This is a genomic window from Gordonia malaquae NBRC 108250, assembly GCF_000344135.1.
Lineage (GTDB): Bacteria > Actinomycetota > Actinomycetes > Mycobacteriales > Mycobacteriaceae > Gordonia > Gordonia malaquae.
This window is the reverse complement of record NZ_BAOP01000016.1, coordinates 30443-50255: the sequence shown is the minus strand read 5'-3', so window position 1 is coordinate 50255 and position 19813 is coordinate 30443. Positions and strand designations below refer to the sequence as shown.

At 67.8% G+C, this 19813-nt stretch carries 16 protein-coding genes; 12 read left to right on the top strand and 4 right to left on the bottom strand.

What is annotated here, in order from left to right; all coding sequences use genetic code 11:
* Positions 1 to 111 precede the first annotated feature (111 nt).
* Positions 112 to 1848: a DEAD/DEAH box helicase gene (locus tag GM1_RS12140; RefSeq protein ID WP_052005392.1), complete on the top strand. Its 1737-nt coding sequence runs from the start codon at positions 112 to 114 to the stop codon at positions 1846 to 1848.
* A 78-nt stretch (positions 1849 to 1926) separates the two neighbouring features.
* Here GM1_RS12140 and GM1_RS12135 read toward each other — a convergent pair whose 3' ends face one another.
* Positions 1927 to 2124 (bottom strand): DUF7455 domain-containing protein, encoded by a 198-nt coding sequence (locus GM1_RS12135; protein ID WP_008379233.1) that lies wholly within the window; start codon positions 2122 to 2124, stop codon positions 1927 to 1929.
* 109 nt (positions 2125 to 2233) lie between these two features.
* The gene (locus GM1_RS12130; RefSeq protein ID WP_008379232.1) at positions 2234 to 2851 is read right to left on the bottom strand and encodes a TetR/AcrR family transcriptional regulator; all 618 of its coding nucleotides are present in this window, start codon (positions 2849 to 2851) and stop codon (positions 2234 to 2236) included.
* Between the two features lie 146 nt (positions 2852 to 2997).
* On the opposite strand from GM1_RS12130, the gene GM1_RS12125 reads away from it, so the two are divergent.
* From GM1_RS12125 to GM1_RS12080, 10 genes are all read left to right on the top strand, one after another.
* Complete coding sequence (locus tag GM1_RS12125; protein ID WP_008379231.1) at positions 2998 to 3765, top strand: SDR family oxidoreductase; 768 nt, start codon at positions 2998 to 3000, stop codon at positions 3763 to 3765.
* Positions 3765 to 4580, top strand: a complete 816-nt coding sequence (locus tag GM1_RS12120) for an SDR family NAD(P)-dependent oxidoreductase (RefSeq protein WP_008379229.1) — start codon at positions 3765 to 3767, stop codon at positions 4578 to 4580. Before GM1_RS12125 ends, GM1_RS12120 begins: the two co-directional genes overlap by 1 nt.
* Positions 4577 to 5566: an NADPH:quinone oxidoreductase family protein gene (locus GM1_RS12115; protein ID WP_008379228.1), complete on the top strand. Its 990-nt coding sequence runs from the start codon at positions 4577 to 4579 to the stop codon at positions 5564 to 5566. Before GM1_RS12120 ends, GM1_RS12115 begins: the two co-directional genes overlap by 4 nt.
* A complete protein-coding gene (locus tag GM1_RS12110) occupies positions 5566 to 6741 on the top strand; it encodes an acyl-CoA dehydrogenase family protein (RefSeq protein ID WP_008379226.1) in 1176 nt (391 codons plus the stop codon). Before GM1_RS12115 ends, GM1_RS12110 begins: the two co-directional genes overlap by 1 nt.
* Entirely contained in the window at positions 6738 to 7853 is a 1116-nt protein-coding gene (locus GM1_RS12105; protein ID WP_008379224.1) for an acyl-CoA dehydrogenase family protein, read from the top strand. Before GM1_RS12110 ends, GM1_RS12105 begins: the two co-directional genes overlap by 4 nt.
* A 24-nt stretch (positions 7854 to 7877) precedes the next feature.
* Positions 7878 to 9395, top strand: a complete 1518-nt coding sequence (locus GM1_RS12100) for a long-chain-fatty-acid--CoA ligase (RefSeq protein ID WP_008379222.1) — start codon at positions 7878 to 7880, stop codon at positions 9393 to 9395.
* A 137-nt stretch (positions 9396 to 9532) separates the two neighbouring features.
* Complete coding sequence (locus GM1_RS12095; protein ID WP_008379220.1) at positions 9533 to 10921, top strand: MFS transporter; 1389 nt, start codon at positions 9533 to 9535, stop codon at positions 10919 to 10921.
* Positions 10922 to 10979: 58 nt separating this feature from the next.
* Complete coding sequence (locus GM1_RS12090; protein WP_223291343.1) at positions 10980 to 11597, top strand: TetR/AcrR family transcriptional regulator; 618 nt, start codon at positions 10980 to 10982, stop codon at positions 11595 to 11597.
* A gap of 33 nt (positions 11598 to 11630) precedes the next feature.
* The gene (locus tag GM1_RS12085) at positions 11631 to 13298 is read left to right on the top strand and encodes an AMP-binding protein (protein ID WP_008379217.1); all 1668 of its coding nucleotides are present in this window, start codon (positions 11631 to 11633) and stop codon (positions 13296 to 13298) included.
* Positions 13295 to 16495 carry an acetyl-CoA carboxylase family protein gene (locus GM1_RS12080; RefSeq protein WP_008379215.1) on the top strand — a complete coding sequence of 1067 codons (3201 nt, stop codon included), beginning with the start codon at positions 13295 to 13297 and terminating at the stop codon, positions 16493 to 16495. Before GM1_RS12085 ends, GM1_RS12080 begins: the two co-directional genes overlap by 4 nt.
* Here the strand turns inward: GM1_RS12080 and GM1_RS12075 are convergent.
* Both GM1_RS12075 and ppgK read right to left on the bottom strand, forming a co-directional pair.
* Complete coding sequence (locus GM1_RS12075; RefSeq protein ID WP_008379213.1) at positions 16483 to 17883, bottom strand: RNA polymerase sigma factor; 1401 nt, start codon at positions 17881 to 17883, stop codon at positions 16483 to 16485. The genes GM1_RS12080 and GM1_RS12075 overlap by 13 nt on opposite strands.
* Before the next feature lie 132 nt (positions 17884 to 18015).
* Positions 18016 to 18852: a polyphosphate--glucose phosphotransferase gene (gene ppgK, locus GM1_RS12070; protein ID WP_008379211.1), complete on the bottom strand. Its 837-nt coding sequence runs from the start codon at positions 18850 to 18852 to the stop codon at positions 18016 to 18018.
* Positions 18853 to 18908: 56 nt separating this feature from the next.
* Between ppgK and GM1_RS12065 the strand changes: the two genes are divergently transcribed.
* Positions 18909 to 19805 (top strand): inositol monophosphatase family protein, encoded by an 897-nt coding sequence (locus tag GM1_RS12065; protein ID WP_052005399.1) that lies wholly within the window; start codon positions 18909 to 18911, stop codon positions 19803 to 19805.
* Positions 19806 to 19813: the final 8 nt, after the last annotated feature.

Sequence of the window (19813 nt, the reverse complement as noted above, 5' to 3'; positions counted from 1 at the left end):
GATCACCGACCCGGTTTCCTGGCGTGGCGAACCGGGTGCGCGAGGCGGGTAGAATCGTCGGGTCGGGTGCGGGGGAGACTGCACGACGAGCCACAGTCGAGCTACAGGAGCATGGTGACCAGTACCGATGTCGACACTGACCGCAGAATCGTCTCGGGGGCACCGCTTCGCGCATGGCAGCGACGGGCCCTCACTCGCTACCTGACGTCGAACCCGACGGACTACCTGGCCGTCGCCACGCCGGGTGCGGGAAAGACCACATTCGGACTGCGCGTCGCGTCGGAGCTGCTGGCGGACCGCACGGTGGAGCGGATCACCGTCGTGGCGCCGACAGAACACCTCAAACACCAGTGGGCGGCCTCAGCGGCCCGCAACGGGATCGCCCTCGACCCGAACTTCTCGAACTCGACGGGCTCGACGAGCTCGGACTTCGACGGTGTCGTCCTCACGTACGCGCAGGTCGCCGCGCACCCGTATCGGCATCGAGTGCGCACCGAGCAGTACAAGACACTGGTGATCCTCGACGAGATCCACCACGGCGGCGACGCGAAGTCGTGGGGTGACGGCATCCGGGAGGCGTTCGGCGACGCCACGCGGCGTCTGGCACTGACCGGTACGCCGTTCCGATCAGACGATTCGCCGATTCCCTTCGTCACGTACGAGCCCGAGCCGGGCGGCGGCCAGCGCTCGAAGGCCGACAGCACGTACGGCTACTCCGAGGCGCTGCGCGACGGCGTCGTCCGCCCGGTCGTGTTCCTCGCCTACTCGGGTGAGGCGAGCTGGCGGACCAGCGCAGGTGAGGAGTTCACCGCACGCCTGGGTGAGCCGCTGTCCCAGGAGCAGACCGCACGCGCGTGGCGTACGGCGCTCGATCCCCACGGCGACTGGATCTACGCGGTGTTCACCGCTGCGCACCGCCGACTCATGCGACTGCGGGAATCGGGTGTGCCCGATGCGGGCGGCCTGGTGATCGCCACGGACCAGCAGAACGCCCGCGACTACGCAGATCTGCTCCACTCCATCACGGGGAAGAAGCCGACGGTGGTGCTCTCGGACGACCCGAAGTCGTCGTCGCGCATCGAGGAGTTCTCGAATTCGACAGACGAGTGGATGGTCGCGGTCCGCATGGTGTCCGAAGGCGTCGACGTGCCACGCCTGTCGGTCGGCGTGTACGCGACCAATGCGTCCACCCCGCTGTATTTCGCGCAGGCGATCGGGCGTTTTGTGCGCTCACGCAGGCCAGGTGAGACGGCGAGCGTCTTCCTGCCGTCCGTCACGGTCCTGCTGCAACTGGCGAGCGAGTTGGAAGCCGAACGTGATCACGTCCTCGGAAAGCCGCACCGCGAGTCGGACGGGCTCGACGACGCGATTCTCACCGACGCGAACAAGCGCAAGGACGAGCCGGGCGAGGAGGAGAAGGCGTTCCAGTCGTTGCACGCCGACGCCGAGCTCGACCAGGTGATCTACGACGGCTCGTCCTTCGGGACGTCGACGTTCGTCGGGTCCGAGGAGGAATCGGACTACCTCGGCCTGCCGGGCCTCCTCGACGCGGACCAGGTCCGCACGCTCCTGCAACAGCGACAGGCTCAGCAGGTGACGAATCGGTCGTCCCGTCCGCGCGACGACGAGGCGGCGAAGGCCGCGCCGAACGCGAACGAGCGGACCGGTGAGAACCTTCTCGCGCTGCGCAAGGAGCTCAACACGCTTGTCGCGCTGCACAATCAGCGCACCGGCAAACCGCACGGCCAGATCCACAACGATCTCCGTGAACGCCTCGGCGGCCCGCCGACGGCGATGGCGACCGGCGATCAGCTCCGCGAACGGATCGCCGCTCTGCGCAGCTGGTAGGGCACGTAGCCACAGAACAGACCAGAGGCGAGCCGATGATCGGCTCGCCTCTGGTCTGTTGTGGGCGTTCGCCCGATGTCAGGCGTCGATCGTCACCACGGCGCCGAGCTCGACGAGACGAGCTTCGTGGTCGTTGTAGTGGTGACGGCAGAACAGGAGCTCGCCCCCGGTGGGGAGCTCAGCGCGCACCTTGGCCGCCGCGCTGCACCGATCGCAGCGATCAGCGAGGGTCAGCGGGGTGGAGACGACAGTGTCGGGCGTTGCGATGTCTGGCATGGCTTCCTCCGTCTCATCATTGACGTACCTGGTCGGTGCATCATTGCTACACCTTGTCAGACGTATGGGGCCACCTATTTGTTCCCGGCGGTCCCGGGTGTGTCGCAGATCATCGGTCCGGACGCGGTTCGCTACTCGCTCCGACGACGCGCAGACTCGTCCGCGCGTAGAACTCGCCGAGTTCGGCGGGGGAGAGGTGACCGTCCTCTCGATACCAGCGCGCGATGTCGATGCCCATGGACAGCAGGGTGTTCGTGGTGCTGTGCGGATCGTCGACGTCGAACTGGCCGGACTCGGCGCCTGCATCGACGATGGCTCGGACGCGGCGGGTGATCTCGCGGCGGAGGGTGAGGATCTCGCGCAGATGATCGGGCTCGAGGGCGGTGAGCTCGTAGTTCACGATCCGAGCGCTGGTGTGGCCCTTCGCGTGGTGCTCGCTGAAAGCGCGCATCACCGCCGCGAGACGGGTTGCCGGGTCGGCGTCCGGGTCGTCGGCATCGTTGATCATCGTGATGGTGGCGATGTGCCCGCTGTGCGACAACTCGTAGAGCAGCTCTTCCTTCGAGCGGTAGTGGACGTACACCGCGGCTGAGCTCATTCCGGCGGTCGACGCGATGTCGCGCGTGGTGGTCGCGTGGAACCCGCGTTCGGAGAACGCCTCCAGTGCGGCGGCGAGAAGTCGGCCGCGAGTGGCCTCTGCGCGGGATGCGGACGGTTCGTCGGGCACGGGAATCCTCTCGATGGTCTCGCCTGCGGTGTGAGTCGGGTCTAGTTCCGAAGAACGGTTGACGAACATCTCAGTGTCAGGCATTGTGAATCGTAACACTAAGCAAGCGCTTAGTAATCAACTGTGTTCACTTCAGGAGGCTTTCCGTGGTTCAGATCGATCCCCAGCGTTTCAAGGGACAGACGGCCATCGTCACCGGCGCCAGTCGCGGCATCGGGCTGGCGATCGCGGAGCGGCTGGTCGCCGAGGGCGCCAAGGTCACGATCACCGCACGCAAGCAGGACGCGCTCGACGACGCCGTCGCTCGACTCGGAGGCCCCGACGTCGCACTCGCCGTCGCAGGCCGCGCCGACGATCCCGATCATCAGGCCGACACCGTCGCCAAGACGATCGAGGCGTTCGGCAGTGCCGACCTCCTTGTCAACAACACCGGGATCAACCCGGTGTACGGCCCGATCATGCAGATCGACCCCGACGCCGCCCGCAAGATCATGGATGTCAACGTGATCTCCGCTCTGCGGTGGACCCAGGCGGTCAACGCCGCATGGCAAGCTGAGCACGGGGGCGCGATCGTCAACGTCGCATCGATCGCCGGTCTGCGGCCGGCGCCGGGCATCGCGTTCTACGGAGTGTCGAAGGCCGCGGTCATCCACCTGACCGAAGAGCTCGCGTGGGAACTCGGCCCGAACATCCGGGTCAACGCCGTGGCCCCGGCGGTCGTGAAGACCAAGTTCGCCACCGCGCTCTACGAGGGGCGCGAAGACGAGGTCTCGCAGGCCTACCCGCTGAAGCGGCTCGGCGAGCCCGACGACATCGGTTCGGTCGTGGCCTTCCTCCTCTCGAACGATGCGGGGTGGATGACGGGCCAGACGCTCGTCATCGACGGCGGCGTCACGTTGGGCGGTGGCGCCTGATGCCCGGCTTCGATCCCGCAGGCTCCACCGTTGTAGTGACGGGTGCGGGCAACGGCATCGGTGCCGGACTGGCGACGTCGATGGCACGCAGAGGTGCACGTGTGGTGGTGGCCGACCTCGACGCCGACGGTGCGCAACGGACGGTCGACGACATCATCGCGGCAGGTGGCACCGCACTCGCGGCGCCCGGCGACGCCGCGTCGCAGGAGGGCGTGGACGCACTCATCACCACCGCGCGGGCAGCGTACGGACCGATCGACGCCTGGTTCGCCAACGCCGGCGTCGACCGAGGCAGGGGACTCGACGCGACCGACGCGGATTGGGATCTGTCGTGGAACGTCAACGTGCTCGCTCACGTGCACGCCGCGCGTCGCCTCGTTCCCGAGTGGATCGAACGCGGCGGAGGGCGCTTCGTCGTGACGGCCTCAGCCGCGGGTCTGCTCACCATGCTCGGCGCACCCGCCTACTCGGTGACCAAGCACGGCGCCGTCGCGTTCGCCGAATGGCTGTCGACCACCTACCGCCACCGCGGGATCGTGGTGCAGGCCATCTGCCCGCAAGGTGTGCAGACGCGCATGCTCGCACAGTCGGGCGAACTGGAGGAACTGCTCAGTCACGACGTCGCGCTGACCGTCGACGACGTCGCGGCGGCAGTCGAGAAGGCTCTCGAGGGTGACGATTTCCTCATCCTTCCGCACGCCGAAGTGGCCGGCTACTACCAGGTGCGAGCCGCCAAGACCGACAAGTGGCTCGCCGGAATGAACAAGCTCCAGCAGCGACTGGACGATGCGACCTCACAAGGAGGCAAGCAGTGAAGGCATGGCACGTGACAAGCCTCGGGGAACCGTCCGCGGTACTCGAAGCGGTCGAGATCGACATCCCGGCTCCGGGCCCCGGCCAGGTGACCGTCCGAGTCCTCGCGTCGGCGGCGAACTTCCCCGACGTCCTGATGTGCCGGGGGCTGTACCAGGTTCGCCCGGAGCTCCCGTTCACACCCGGTGTGGAACTGTGCGGTGAGATCACTGCACTCGGCGACGGCGTCGACGGGTTCGCAGTCGGCGACCGGGTTCTCGGTGGTGCGGTGTTGCCGTACGGCGGCTTCGGCGAGTACGCGCTGATGTCAGCGACCGAGACATTCCCCGCGCCCGCCTCGTTGAACGACGCGCAGGCGTCCTCGCTGTTCATCGGCTACCAGACCGGCTGGTTCGGTCTGCATCGCCGCGCGAACATTCAGCCGGGTGAGACCCTGCTCGTCCACGCCGCGGCCGGTGGTGTCGGAAGCGCCGCCATCCAGCTCGGCAAAGCCGCCGGTGCGCGTGTCATCGGCGTGGTCGGGGGCGAGGCGAAGGCCGACGTCGCCAGGCGACTCGGCGCGGACGTCGTCGTCGACCGACACACGCAGGACTTCGTCGAGGTCGTCAAGGCCGAGACCGGCGGGCGTGGCGCCGACGTGATCTACGACCCGGTGGGCGGCGACACCTACCTGCGGTCGACCAAGTGCATCGCCTTCGAAGGCCGAATCCTGGTGATCGGTTTCGCCGGCGGAGCGATCACCGAGACCGCTCTCAACCACGCCCTCATCAAGAACTACTCGATCGTCGGCCTCCACTGGGGTCTCTACAACAAGATGGCTCCCGAGCTGGTCGGTGAATGCCACGCCGAACTCACGCGTCTCGCGGACGCCGGACTCATCGCGCCGCTGGTCAGCGAGCGGCTTGCGCTCGCCGACGTCCCGGACGGCCTCCAGCGGCTCGCCGACGGAGTGACCGTCGGACGGGTCGTCTACGAAGGAGGCGTGTGATGACCGTCGACGTGACCACCCTGGTCCGATCGTTCCTCGCCGACCACGACCCGGCCACGACGGAGCCACTGGAGTGGCTCCGCGCGCGCTACGACGCGGGTCTGGCGTGGGTGAACTACCCGGTGGGACGCGGCGGTCTCGATCTGTCGCGCTCCCTGCAGCCCGAGGTGGAGCGGCTGTTCGCCGAGGCGGGATCGCCCGGCAATCGCAGCGAAGTCAACGGGATCGGTCTCGGCATGGCCGCGCCGACCATCCTGCGGTACGGAACGCCGGAACAGATCGACCGATTCCTCCGACCGCTGTGGACGGGGGAGGAGATCTGGTGCCAGCTCTTCAGCGAACCCGGCGCCGGGTCCGATCTCGCCGCCGTCGCGACGCGGGCCGTCCGCGACGGCGACGACTGGGTCGTCAACGGGCAGAAGGTGTGGACCTCCGGCGCGCACAACGCCGCCATGGCGATCCTCGTCGCTCGCACGGACGGTGACGTGCCCAAGCACCGGGGGCTCACGTACTTCCTGTGCGACATGACCGACCCCGGAGTGGACGTCCGTCCACTCCGCCAGATCACCGGTGAAGCCGAGTTCAACGAGGTGTTCCTCACCGACGTCCGGATTCCCGACAGCCGTCGGCTCGGAGCCGTCGGCCAGGGCTGGGAGGTCGCCAACGCCACGCTGAACAATGAGCGGGTCGCGATCGGCGGCCGCGCGGCGCGACGTGAGGACGGCATGATCGGAGTCGTCGCGCAGACCTGGCGCGACCGTCCGGATCTGCGGACCCCGGATCTGCACGACGACCTGCTGAGACTGTGGGTCGACTCCGAGGTCGCGAGGGTGACCGGCGTCCGCCTGGGGCAGAAGCTGGCGTCCGGTCAACCCGGACCGGAGGGTGCGGCGATGAAGCTGTCGTTCGCACGCATCAATCAGCAGTTGTCCGGACTGGAGTTGGAGATCCTTGGCGCCGACGGCCTGCGCTATTCGGACTGGACGATGGTGCGACCCGACCGCGTCGACTTCTTCGGGCGCGACGCCGGATACCGCTACCTGCGAGCCAAAGGCAACTCGATCGAAGGCGGGACATCGGAGATCCTGCGGAACATCGTCGCCGAACGTGTGCTCGGATTGCCGCCCGAACACCGCGTCGACAAGGACATCCCCTGGAAGGACGTCGCGAAATGACCGAACACGCCGGCCCCATCGACCGCACTGACTATGTGCCCACCCTGCTGCCCGACGAGGTGGAAGAGGATCTGCGTTCCGCGGTTCGTGACCTGCTGTCTCGCCGCGTCGACGTCGATCAGTTGATCGCGGCGTATGACGGCGCCGCACTGCCCGACCTGTGGCCCGAGATGACCGGACTCGGACTCGCCGGACTACTGATCGGCGAGGAGTTCGGCGGAGCAGGCGCGACCCCTGCCGTGGCGGCGGTCGTCCTCGAGGAGCTGGGCGCACTGCCCGTCCGCACCCCCATGCTGACCAGCGCCGTCGTCGCGACAACGGTCCTTCAGGAGGCGGGCGACACCGCTCTGCTGCCTGGTCTGGCGGACGGCTCGGTCGTTGCAGCTCTCGCGGTCCCGTTGTCCGCCGGCCCGTACTCGACCGCTCCGACGGTGCAGGTCGGGGAGAGCGGTCTCACCGGGACGGTGCGGTCGGTCGCAGGGGTTGAAGCCGCCACAGTGTTCATCGTGCCCGGCTCGGACGGAGGCTTGTACGCCGTCGACCGGGCCGACGCCGCGGTCACGCCGGTCTCCTCACTCGACATGACCCGGCCCGTCGCAGACGTGACGTTCGACGCATCGCGCGGTCGCCGGATCGTCGACGACGCGGACTCTGCGGTCCGTGCCGGCCTGCGGCTCGGCGCTGCTCTGCTGGCCTCAGAACAGGCCGGGGTCGCGCGCTGGTGCGTGACCGAGACGGTCGCCTACCTGCAGCAGCGTCGCCAATTCGGACGTGTCGTCGGAGGATTCCAGGCGATCAAGCATCGGCTCGCCGATCTGTACGCCGATACCGAGCAGGCGTCGGCGATCGCTCGAGCGGCCGCCGTGGCGGCGACCGACCTCGGTGTCGGTCACGAGGAGACGGCGCCGATGAGCGCTGTCGCGGCCGCATACAACGGTGATCACGCGGTACGGGCCGCCGAGGAGGCGGTGCAGTTGCACGGCGGCATCGGCATGACGTGGGAGCATCCCGCTCACCTGTATCTGAAGCGAGCCAAGGCCGATCAGATCGCCTTCGGAACTCCAGGACGGCACCGCGCCGCGCTCGCCGACCTCGCGGACCTTCCGGCCTGACGATCACCGACGAAAGGAGAAGACATGTCATTCAACCTGGCGATCATGCTGCAGGAGTCGGTGACGGCGGCGCCGTCTGCGCCGATGCTGTACATGGGCGATGCGACTATCACCTACCGCGAGGTCGACGACCGGTCGCGTCGTGTCGCGACCGCGTTGCGCGACCGCGGCCTGCAGCCCGGCGACAAGGTCGCCGTCCAAGTGCCCAACGTCCCCGAGTTCGTGTACGCGTACTTCGGCATTCTGCGGGCCGGTCTCACCATGGTCCCGTTGAATCCATTGTTCACTGCGCGCGAGATGGCGTACCACCTGGACGACAGCGACACCCGGCTGCTGATCACGTCGGTGTTCTCCCTGGCGGGGGCCGTCGAGGGTGCGGCGGAGGCCGGCGTCTCCGACGTCGTCGTGGTGCCGCTGGGCACGGAGCTGCCAGACGGCTCGGTCGCGTTCGACAGCCTCCTCGACGCCCCTCCGTTCGACGATCTCCATCCGACGTCGGCGGACGACACCGCGGTGCTGCTCTACACCTCGGGCACGACGGGTCGGCCCAAGGGCGCAGAACTGACTCACTACCAGCTCTACATGAACTGCACCGTGGCTCCGGAACTGTTCGGCATGTCGGCGTCGGACGTGTCGATCGGCGTTCTTCCGCTGTTCCACGTCTTCGGCCTGTCGAGTGTGCTGAACGCCACGACACGGTGGGGCGCCTCGGTCGCGCTCCTGCCGCGGTTCGACGCGACCGCCGTCATCGACGAGATCGAACGTCGGCGAGCGACCGTGTTCGCCGGTGTGCCGACGATGTACGTGGCGCTCGCCGAGGCGGATGCGACCGGTCGCGACCTCTCGACGCTGCGAGCGGCGGTGTCCGGCGGCGCGTCCATCCCCGGGGAGGTGATCAAAGCGGTCGAGGCGAAGTTCACCGGCCTTGTCGTCCTGGAGGGCTATGGGTTGTCGGAGACCGCGAGCACCACGACGTTCAACGTCAGCGCCACCGAGCGGAAGGTGCTCTCGATCGGCAAACCCGTGTGGGGCGTCGAGATGAAGGTGATCGACGACGAAGGGAACGCGCTGTCCGCAGGCACCGACAACGTCGGACAACTCCTCGTCCGCGGACACAACATCATGAAGGGGTACTACAAGAGGCCGGACGCGACGGCCGATGCTCTCCGCAACGGATGGCTGCACACCGGTGATCTGGGGTATCGCGACGACGAGGGCTACTACTTCGTCGTCGACAGGCTCAAAGACATGATCGTCCGCGGCGGATACAACGTCTATCCCCGCGAGATCGAAGAGGTCTTGTACTCGCATCCCGATGTCGTCGAGGCGGCCGTGATCGGCACGCCGGATGATCGGCTGGGCGAGGAGGTGGTCGCGTACGTCGCCGTGCGCGATGGAGCCGACCTCTCCGAGGCCGACGTGATTACCTTCGCGAAAGAGCAGTTGGCGGCGTACAAGTACCCGCGATCAGTGGTGTTCGTGGCCGAACTTCCCAAGGGCGCCACCGGAAAGATCCTGAAACGCGAACTGCGCACGTCGTGAACTGACGACACGCGCGACCGCCCCGTCCCGAGGGCTCCTCGGAGGCGGGGCAGTTTTTCACCCGAATCCGTTGACGTTGACGTCAATGTAAAGCAATATCGTGACAGAGGTCACGCATTCACAGTTGGAGGAGATCAATGACAGAGTCCGTCTCGACGACAACGGGAGTAGGAGCACCCGACCGCTCCGCCCACCGGAAACTGCTCGCCGCAGGACTGTTCGGCAGTTCCATCGAGTGGTACGACTTCTTCGTCTACGGCACCGCCGCAGCGCTGGTCTTCCCGAAGGTGTTCTTCCCGGACGCATCCGCACTCGTCGGCACCCTGCTCGCGTTCAGCACGTTCGCGATCGGCTTCATCGCCAGGCCGCTCGGCGGCATCCTCGCCGGCCACTACGGCGACAAGATCGGCCGCAAACCGATGGTCCTCATCTGCCTCATCTCGATGGGGCTCGCGACGTTCCTCATCGGTTGTCTGCCGTCGGCGGCGGCGATCGGTTCGGCCGCGCCGATCCTGCTGGTGGCACTCCGGTTCATCCAAGGTCTCGCGTGCGGTGGGCAGTGGGGAGGAATTGTTCTGCTTCTCACCGAATCCGCAGGCCCGAAGCGCCGCGGCTTCGCCGGGACGTTCGGCCAGATGGGTGTGCCGCTCGGACTGGTCCTGGGCAACCTCTCGATGATCGTCGTCAACAGCCTCGTCTCCGACGCCGCGTTCCTCAGCTGGGGCTGGCGCATCCCGTTCTGGGCGAGCGCGGCGCTGATCCCCGTCGTCCTCTACATCCACTTCAAGGTCGAGGACTCGCCCGAGTTCCGGGCGCTGCAGGCCGAAGCCGAAGCCAAGCGCGGTGACGGCGAACAGGTCGCGCAGGCTCCGCTGTCGGAAGCCGTTCGCTTCCACTGGCGCAAGATCGTGCTCGGAGCCGGACTCCTCGCGGCCACCAACTCGGCGTTCTACGTCGCGATCGCGGGCTTCCTCGCCTACGCGACCAAGTCGCCCGACGAGAACGGCCTCGGCATGGACCGCAACACCGTCCTCACGGCGGTGATGGCCGTTTCGCTGATCATGCCGTTCGCGGTCATGTGGGCGGGCAAGGTGTCCGACCGCGTCGGTCGACGTCCGCTGATCATCCTCGGCGGAGGAGTGCTGCTGCTGTGGGCGTTCCCGTTCTTCTGGCTCGCCAACACCACCTCGGGCGTGCTGCTGTTCTTCGCGATGCTGATCAGCAGCTGCGGGCAGTCGCTCACCTACGGTCCTCTCGCGGCATTCATGGCAGAACTGTTCGAGCCTCGCCTGCGGTACTCGGGCGCGTCGCTCGGCTACCAGCTCGCGGCCGTCGCGGTGTCCGGCGTGGCGCCGCTGCTGATGACGTGGATCATCGCCGAGACCGCATCGACCGCGGGCGTGTCGCTCTACCTCGCCGCGATGGCGGTCGTCACCATGTACTGCGCGTGGCGACTCCCGGAGACCAACGCCGAAGCCGTCCGCAACGATCCGGTGGCAGTGCCCGGTCTGTCCGCTGCAGCCTGACGGCGCAGCTCGCTCCGGCGTCCTTGAAAGGCCGACAATGTCACAGCAGACTGTCAGCGTGAGCAACGCCCAAGAGCGTGCACGGGCCAGTCGCAAAGACGCCGGAGCCGCACGCCGCACCCAGTTGATCGACGCCGCCGCCGACTGTTTCGACGAATTCGGCTACGCCGGTGTGACCGTCGAGATGATCGCCGGTCGTGCACACACGTCGCGTCCGACGTTCTACGCGTACTTCCGCTCGAAGGACGAGATCTTTCTCGCCCTCGTCGAGCGGGTCACCGAGGATCTGTCCCGCACACAGAGTCTCGTGGGCCTCGAGGACGCGTCCACGCGTCAGATCCTCGCCGCGACCACACGCGCGTACGTGGACGCGATCACGTCGATGGGCGGGCTCGTCGCGCTGATCGACGTCAGCGCGACCATCGACCCGGCCGTCGCCGCCATCTGGAATGCGGGTGTCGACCGTCGGAACGCCGGTTACGCGCGTTACCTGCGCAACCTGCCCGACGGAGCCATCGAACCGACCCTCGACCCAGAACGTCTTGTGCAGATCATCGGATTTGCCATCCACCACGGTGCAAAACGCGCCGCGGGCGCCGACGACGCGCACAAAGAGCAGTTCATCCTCGACATCATCGCCGTCACCGAACGACTCATCGGAGTTCAAGGCGGCTGACACCCACTCGCCACCACCCGACAGGGAGCCCACATGTCCGACGCCCTCGAAGCCGCACTCGCGGAGATCACCGCGGTGCAGATCGCGAACTGGCCGGAGGAGGTGGGGAGGGAGATCGTCTACCCGGCCGGTCGAGCGACGATGGTCGACCATCTGCGCCACTGGGCGGCGACGCGCCCCGCCTCGGTCGCGATCTCGTTCTACGGTCACGACATCACGTACGCGGAGTACAACGACGCGTCCGACCGGTTCGCGGGTTGGCTCTCCTCAGTCGGAGTCGAGCCGGGAGATCGCGTGGGCGTTCACCTGGCGAACTGCCCGCAGTTTCTCATCGCGATGCTCGGAATCCTCAAGACCGGAGCGGTGCACGTGCCGGTCAACCCGATGTTCAAGGCGTTCGAACTGCGTCATGAGCTTGTCGACGCGGACGTGACCGTGCTCCTGACCTCGCCCGACCAGTTGGACCTCGTCGACGGCATTCGCGCTGACACGTCGCTTCGGGTCGTGGCGACGACTGCGATCGACGACCTGCTGCGTCCCGATCCAGGCCGAGACTGGGCCGACGTCATGGCGGCGCCACGCGCGCCGATCCGCCCTGCCGATCCCGACGCCCTCGCCGCGCTCAACTACACCGGCGGCACCACCGGGATGCCCAAGGGATGTGAGCACACCCAACGGCACATGGCCTACACCGCCGCCACCGCAACCCTCGCCTCCGGCCAGCAGATCGGGGAGCCCGACAGCGTCCCGCTCAACTTCCTGCCCGTCTTCTGGATCGCGGGGGAGGACTTCGGCATCCTGAAGTCGTTGATCAACGGGCAGCGCGTGGTCCTTCTCACCCGGTGGGACGCCGCCGTCGTCGTCGACGCGATCCGGGACAACCGGGTGACCGACCTGGTCGCGACCGTCGACAACTACCTCGAGATTCTTGAGCTCGCCGACCTGGACCCGGCGGCGCTCGCGTCGCTGACCTCAACACTCGCGGTCTCGTTCGTGACCCGTCTGAGCCCGGACATCAGGGCCCGATGGCGGACCGAGGTCGGCACCGTCCTGCGGGAAGCGTCGTACGGCATGACCGAGACCCACACCGCGGACACGTTCACGCTCGGCTTCCAACACGACGATCGAGACCTCCGAGCGGACCCGGTGTTCTGCGGTCTCCCGGTGCCGGGCACGGAGATCCTCGTCGTCGACGACTGCGGAATCCCTGTCGAGGTCGGCGGCACGGGCCAGATCATCGTGCGCAGTCCGTCGATCATGACCCGGTACCTCGACAATCCTGAAGCGACCGCGTCGAGCATCGTCGACGGCTGGCTGCAGACCGGCGACCTCGGACGCTTCGACGAGTGGGGTGCACTGCACTATCTCGCCCGCACCAAGGAGATGATCAAGATCAACGGCATGAGCGTGTTCCCGTCCGAAGTGGAGACGTTGATGAGACTGCACGACGGAATAGCGGCGGTGTCGGTCGTCCCACGCCCGGACGCGGCCAAGGGACAGGTACCGGTGGCGTTCGTCGTGACCGTCGACGGCGGTCACGACAGAACTGAACTGGAAGCGTGGGCCCGCGAGAACCTCGCCACCTACAAGGTGCCGGAGATCGTCATCGTCGACGCCCTCCCGATGACGGCCACCGGCAAGATCCGCAAGGGCGACCTCCTCGAACGGGCGGCGGCGACTGTGTCGGGCGGTGCGGAATGAAGTTGCTCATCGCGAACCGCGGCGAGATCGCCCTGCGCATCATTCGCACCGCACAAGAGAGGGGAGTCCACACGGTGGCCGTTCATGCGGCCGACGACGCGGCGACACCACATGTCGCCGCGGCAGACGAGGCTTGTGCACTGCCGGGCGAAGGGCCCGCCGCGTATCTGGACGTCGACGCGATCCTGCGGATCGCCGACTCGACGGCGACCGATGCGATCCACCCCGGGTACGGCTTCCTCGCCGAGAATGCGGACTTCGCCCAGGCGTGCGCCGATGCCGGTATCCGATTCGTCGGCCCGAGTCCCGCCGTGCTTCGCAGGTTCGGCGACAAGCTCGCGGCGCGGGCGGCCGCGGTCGACTGCGGACTCGATGTCCTGGCCGGGACGAACGGCGCCGCCGACCTGTCCGAGATCGAGGCGTTCGCGGAGGCCTTGCCGGGCGGAGTGATGCTGAAGGCCCTCGCGGGCGGCGGTGGACGCGGTATGCGGGAGGTCGCCCGAGGTGGAGACCTGACGCGCGCCTACCGCGCCGCCGTCGCCGAGGCTGATCTCGGCTTCGGCGACCCCAGGGTGTTCGCCGAGGAATTGTTGACCGGAGCACGGCACATCGAAGTCCAGGTGGTCGGCGACGGCACCGCGGCGACGGCACTCGGCGACCGCGACTGCAGTGTGCAACGCCGGAGACAGAAGCTCATCGAGATCGCGCCGGCGCCCGCGCTGTCGGACGAGTTCCGCCTCCGCCTGCATTCCGACGCGGCCCGCCTGTGCGCCGCGGCAGGCCTCGTGGGACTCGCCACCGTGGAGTTCCTCGTCGCCGACGACCGTGCGGTGTTCCTCGAGGTGAACCCGCGCATCCAGGTGGAGCACACGGTCACCGAGGAGGTCACCGGTGTGGATCTGGTCGCGGCCGGCTTGATCATCTCCGACGGTGGCTCACTCGCCGACTGCGGGCTGCCCGACGGTGTCACAGCGCGCGGCGGCCAGGTGTCGGGGACACCTGCGCGGGCATCGGGCTCTGCGGTTCAGGCACGCGTGAACATGGAGTCGTTGACGGCCGACGGCGCCGCCGCACCGACCGGTGGAGTGCTCGCCTCGTTCAGCCCGCCGGTCGGTCCCGGCGTCCGGGTCGACACGTTCGGCGTGCCCGGGCTGGAGACGACGACACGCTACGACTCGCTGCTGGCCAAGGTGATCGTGCGCGCACCGAACCTGTCCGCGGCAATGGCCAAGGCCGACCGGGCATTGGCCGAGTTCGTGATCGACGGACCGGCGACGACGATCGGCGTGTTGCGGGCGATCCTCACCGACGACGAGTTCCTCAGCGGCCCGGTCGACACGGGATACCTCGATCGGCGGATCGGGTCGCTCGCACCGGAGGCCGACACGAGCGCGGCCGATGTCGTTCTCGACCTCTCCGACGATGAGCGTGCGGTCGCCGCACCGCTGACCGGGACTGTCGTCGACCTCGCCGAGGTGGGCGCGGTCGTGCCTGCCGGGACTCCGTTTGCTGTGCTCGAAGCGATGAAGATGCAGCACGAGGTGCTCGCCGAGACAGATGTCGAGGTCGTGAGCGTGGGGTCGGCGGTCGGCCGGACGGTGTCGGCCGGTGCGGCCCTTGTCGTCTACCGGCCGGCGGGCGACGGCTTCGATTGCGCGGGCGACGCTGATCTCGACCTTGATCGGCGCAGGGCCGACCTCGACGAGGTCGACGAGCGCCATCGCATGACGCTCGACGAGGCACGTCCGGAAGCGGTGGCCAAGCGGCGGCGCATCGGGCGGCGGACGGCGCGCGAGAACATCGCCGACCTCGTCGACGAGGAGACGTTCGTCGAATACGGTGCGCTCGCGGTCGCCGCCCAGAAGGCCAGGCGATCCGAAGAGGAGCTGATCGCGCAGACTCCGGCCGACGGCCTCGTCGGCGGTGTCGCGACGATCGGGATCGATCATTTCGGCCGCGATCGCTCGACGGCCGTGGTGATGTCGTACGACTACACCGTTCTCGCCGGAACACAGGGCTGGCGCAACCATGCGAAGACCGATCGGCTCCTCGAGGTCGCCCTGTCGCGCCGCGTGCCCGTCGTCTTCTTCACCGAGGGCGGCGGCGGGCGGCCGGGGGACACCGACTACGACATCGTCGCGGGACTCGACGTGCCGACTTTCCGGTCGATGGCGAAGATCCGCGACCTCGCGCCGTCCATCGCCGTCGTGTCCGGACGGTGCTTCGCCGGCAACGCGGCCCTCGCGGGCGCGTGTGATCTCATCATCGCCACTCCCGACGCCACCATCGGCATGGGTGGACCCGCGATGATCTCCGGTGGCGGGCTCGGCGAGTACCCGCCCGAAGCCGTCGGACCGATCGACGTGCAACGTCGGAACGGGGTCGTCGACATCGTCGCCGACGACGAGGCGCACGCGGTTCGCCTCACCCGACAGGTGCTCGCGTACTTCCAGGGTCCGATCGACGGGTGGACTGCCCCCGACGCCAGGGCTGCGCGGCACGCGATCGGGGAGAACCGGCTGCGTGCCTACGACGTGCACACCGTCATCGCCTCGGTCGCCGACCTCGGCTCGGTCCTGGAACTGCGAGCCGACTACGCGAAGGGCATCGTCACCGGTTTCCTTCGGGTGGAGGGCCGACCGTTCGGGTTCGTCGCCAACAGCACCCTCCACCTGGGCGGAGCGATCGACGCCGACGGCGCCGACAAGCTCGCCGAGTTCCTCGAACTCTGTCAGTTGCGCGGGCTGCCGGTGGTCTCATTCTGCGACACCCCGGGCTTCATGGTGGGTCCGGAGTCGGAGGAGAAGGCCACCGTCCGACGCTTCTCCCGCCTCTTCTCGGTCGGCGCGAGGATGACCGTGCCGATGGGCGCGTTCATTCTGCGCAAGGGATACGGCCTCGGTGCGATGGCGATGACAGCAGGCAGCTTCCGGGCCACCCAGTTCACCGTCGCCTGGCCGACCGGCGAGATCGGCGGCATGGGCCTGGAAGGCGCGGTCCGTCTCGGGTTCGCCAAAGAACTCGCGGCCGTCGCCGACGAGGAAGCACGAGCGGACCTGTACAACACGCTCGTCGCCGAGATGTACCGCCGGGGCAGGGCTCTCAGCGCAGCCGCGACGTTCGAACTCGACGACGTCATCGACCCGGCGGACACCCGCCGGTGGATCGCAACGCTGTCGTGCGGTCAGTCGAGATAGTCGCGGAGGACCTGCGAGCGGCTCGGGTGCCGCAGCTTGCTCATCGTCTTCGACTCGATCTGGCGGATGCGCTCGCGCGTCACGCCGTACACCTGGCCGATCTCGTCGAGTGTGCGCGGCTGGCCGTCGGTGAGGCCGAACCGGAGGCGGACCACGCCGGCTTCGCGCTCGGACAGTGTGTCGAGCACATCCTGGAGCTGATCCTGCAGGAGCGTGAAGCTGACGGCGTCCACGGCCACAACTGCTTCGGAGTCCTCGATGAAGTCGCCGAGCTGGCTGTCGCCCTCATCACCGATCGTCTGGTCGAGGGAGATCGGCTCACGCGCGTACTGCTGGATCTCCAGCACCTTCTCCGGCGTGATGTCCATCTCCTTGGCGAGCTCCTCCGGTGTGGGCTCGCGGCCCAGGTCCTGGAGAAGTTCGCGCTGGATGCGACCGAGCTTGTTGATGACCTCGACCATGTGCACCGGGATTCGGATGGTGCGGGCCTGGTCGGCCATGGCGCGGGTGATGGCCTGACGGATCCACCAGGTGGCGTACGTGGAGAACTTGTAGCCCTTGGTGTAGTCGAACTTCTCGACCGCGCGGATCAGGCCGAGGTTGCCCTCCTGGATGAGGTCCAGGAACGCCATGCCGCGGCCCGTGTAGCGCTTGGCGAGCGACACGACCAGGCGAAGGTTCGCTTCTAGCAGGTGATTCTTGGCGCGGTTGCCGTCGCGTGCGATCCACGACAGGTCGCGACGCTGGGCGACGGTGAGCTTCTCACCCGACTCCATGATCCGGCGCATGCGCTCGGTGGAGAAGAGCCCGGCCTCGATGCGCTTGGCGAGCTCCACCTCCTCCTCGGCGTTCAGCAGTGCGACCTTGCCGATCTGCTTGAGATACGCGCGGACGGAGTCGGCCGATGCGGTGAGCTCGGCGTCCTTGCGGGCCTGCCGGAGTGCTTCGGACTCCTCTTCGTCCCAGACGAAGTCGCCGGACTTCGCGTCGGCGTCGTCGTCCTTCGCCTTGGCGCTTGCCGCCTTGCGGCCCTTCGCGGCCGGCTTGGTCTCTGCGGGCTCGTCGACGACCAGTTCCTCGTCGCCGAGGTCGATGTCGGCGTCGTCGATGTCCTCGAGGTTCTCGGGACCGTCTACGTCGGGATTCTCATCGACGGGACCGGCCTTCTTGGCTGCGGTCTTCTTCGCGGCCGTCTTCTTGGCGGCGGTGGTGGTCTTCTTCGCCGCAGTCTTCTTGGCGGCGGCCTTCTTGGCCGGAGCCTTTTTGGCGGCGGCCTTCTTGGCCGGAGCCTTTTTAGCCGGAGCCTTCTTGGCTGGGGCCTTTTTGGCGGCGGGCGCCGCGTCGGCGGCGGCCTCGACCGGTGTGTCGGTGGACTCTGTGGTTGCCACGTACGACCTTTCGACTGAACTCACGGCACGGCTGGCTGCGTCCGCTGAATGGGACGTGGGGCCGTGGGCGAAGGGGCTAGAGGGCTCGGTGCGGGACCGATGTGTTCCATTGTAACCTCGCGGCCGCCAAGGTCACATGCGCAGACCCTCGTCAACGGCCATCGCTGCGCCTACTATGCCCGCTGTGTTGCGCAGTTCCGCCGCCACAATCGGCGTTTCGATCGTCACCATCGGCAGCCATATGTCCGCTTTCGAGCTGATGCCGCCGCCGATGACGAACAGGTCCGGCGAGAAGATCCGTTCGTAGTGTGTGAGCACGCGTGAGAACTTCCGTGCCCATTTCGACAGCGACCAGCCCTTGTCCTCCCGGACCTTCGCCGATGCACGATGCTCGGCGATCTTGCCGCCGACCTCGAGATGCCCGAACTCGGTGTTCGGGACGAGTCCGCCGTTGTGGAACAGTGCCGATCCGATCCCGGTGCCGATCGTCAGCAGGATCACAGTTCCCGACTCGTCGATCGGACCGAGCGTGTCCCGCCCGATTCCGAAACGCAATTCGGCGAGACCTGCCGCGTCGGCGTCGTTGAGGCCGACCACCGTGCGACCGCCCAGATGAGAGCCGAACAGCGGTTGGAGCTCAACACCCTCCCACGTGGGGTCGATGTTGGCGGCCGACCGCACGACACCGTCGCGCACGATCCCGGGCACGGTGATCCCGACCGGGCCCGTCCACCCGAAGTGGTCGGTGATCTCGGCGCAAGTGCGGGCGACGGCGTCCGGGGTGGCCGGCTGCGGGGTCGCGATGCGGTGACGTTCGCCGACGAACGAACCGGTCCGGAGATCGACGATCGCGCCCTTGATGCCGGACCCGCCGACGTCGATGCCGAAGCCGAGGTGAGGGGAGGGGGAGTGACTGCCGTCCGCTCCGAGGTACGTGACGCGTGCTCCACCGGACGCTGCATCGTTCATATCGACGAGAGTAGTGCGTGGAGTCGCGCGTCGCCGCGCGCCGTAGACTCGGATTCGTGACCCGGTCAGCATCTTCGGCGGCAGTCGATGCCGCCGACCTCGCAGTCGTAGCCCGTTCCGTAGCCGAGACCGCCGCCGCACACGTCCGTTCGCGGCGCGCCGAACTGTTCGCACCGACCGGGACGGCGCCGGGAAACGACGCCGTGACATCGAAGTCGACTCCGACCGACCCGGTCACCGTCGCCGACACCGAGACCGAAGCGCTCGTCCGCGACCTCCTGCGAGTCCGCCGACCCGGCGACGCGGTGTTGGGCGAGGAGGCCGGTGGTGCACTCAGCGTCCCCGACGGGGTCCGGTGGGTGGTCGACCCGATCGACGGTACCGTCAACTTCCTCTACGGGATCCCCGCATACGCGGTCTCGGTGGCCGCCCAGATCGGCGGGGAGTCGGTCGCGGGGGCCGTCGTCGACGTGGCCCGCGGCATCACGTACTGGGCATGGCGCGACGGCGGTGCGTACTCGTGCCCGGGAACGGCGCAAGCGCCGGAAGGCGAACCGATCCGATTGCGCGCGAATGCGATCGACGACATCGGATTTGCGCTCGTGGCGACGGGCTTCGCCTACGCGGCGGGACGCAGACGAGCCCAGGGCGAGATCGTCGCGCGCATGCTTCCGCGGGTCAGGGATCTCCGTCGCATGGGTGCGGCCGCCCTCGACCTCTGCATGGTCGCGTCCGGCGCCGTCGATGCCCACATCGAGCACGGACTCAGTCCATGGGACTGGGCGGCCGGTGGACTGATCGCGGCCGAGGCGGGAGCGCACGTGGTGCTCCCGGCACCCGACTCCCGGGCGAGCGACGGCGACCCGACGATCGCCATCGCACCCGGCATCGCCGACGACTTCATGGTGATGCTCGCCGAGATCGGCGCCACCGAGGCGCTGCCGGAAGTCTGAGACCGTCT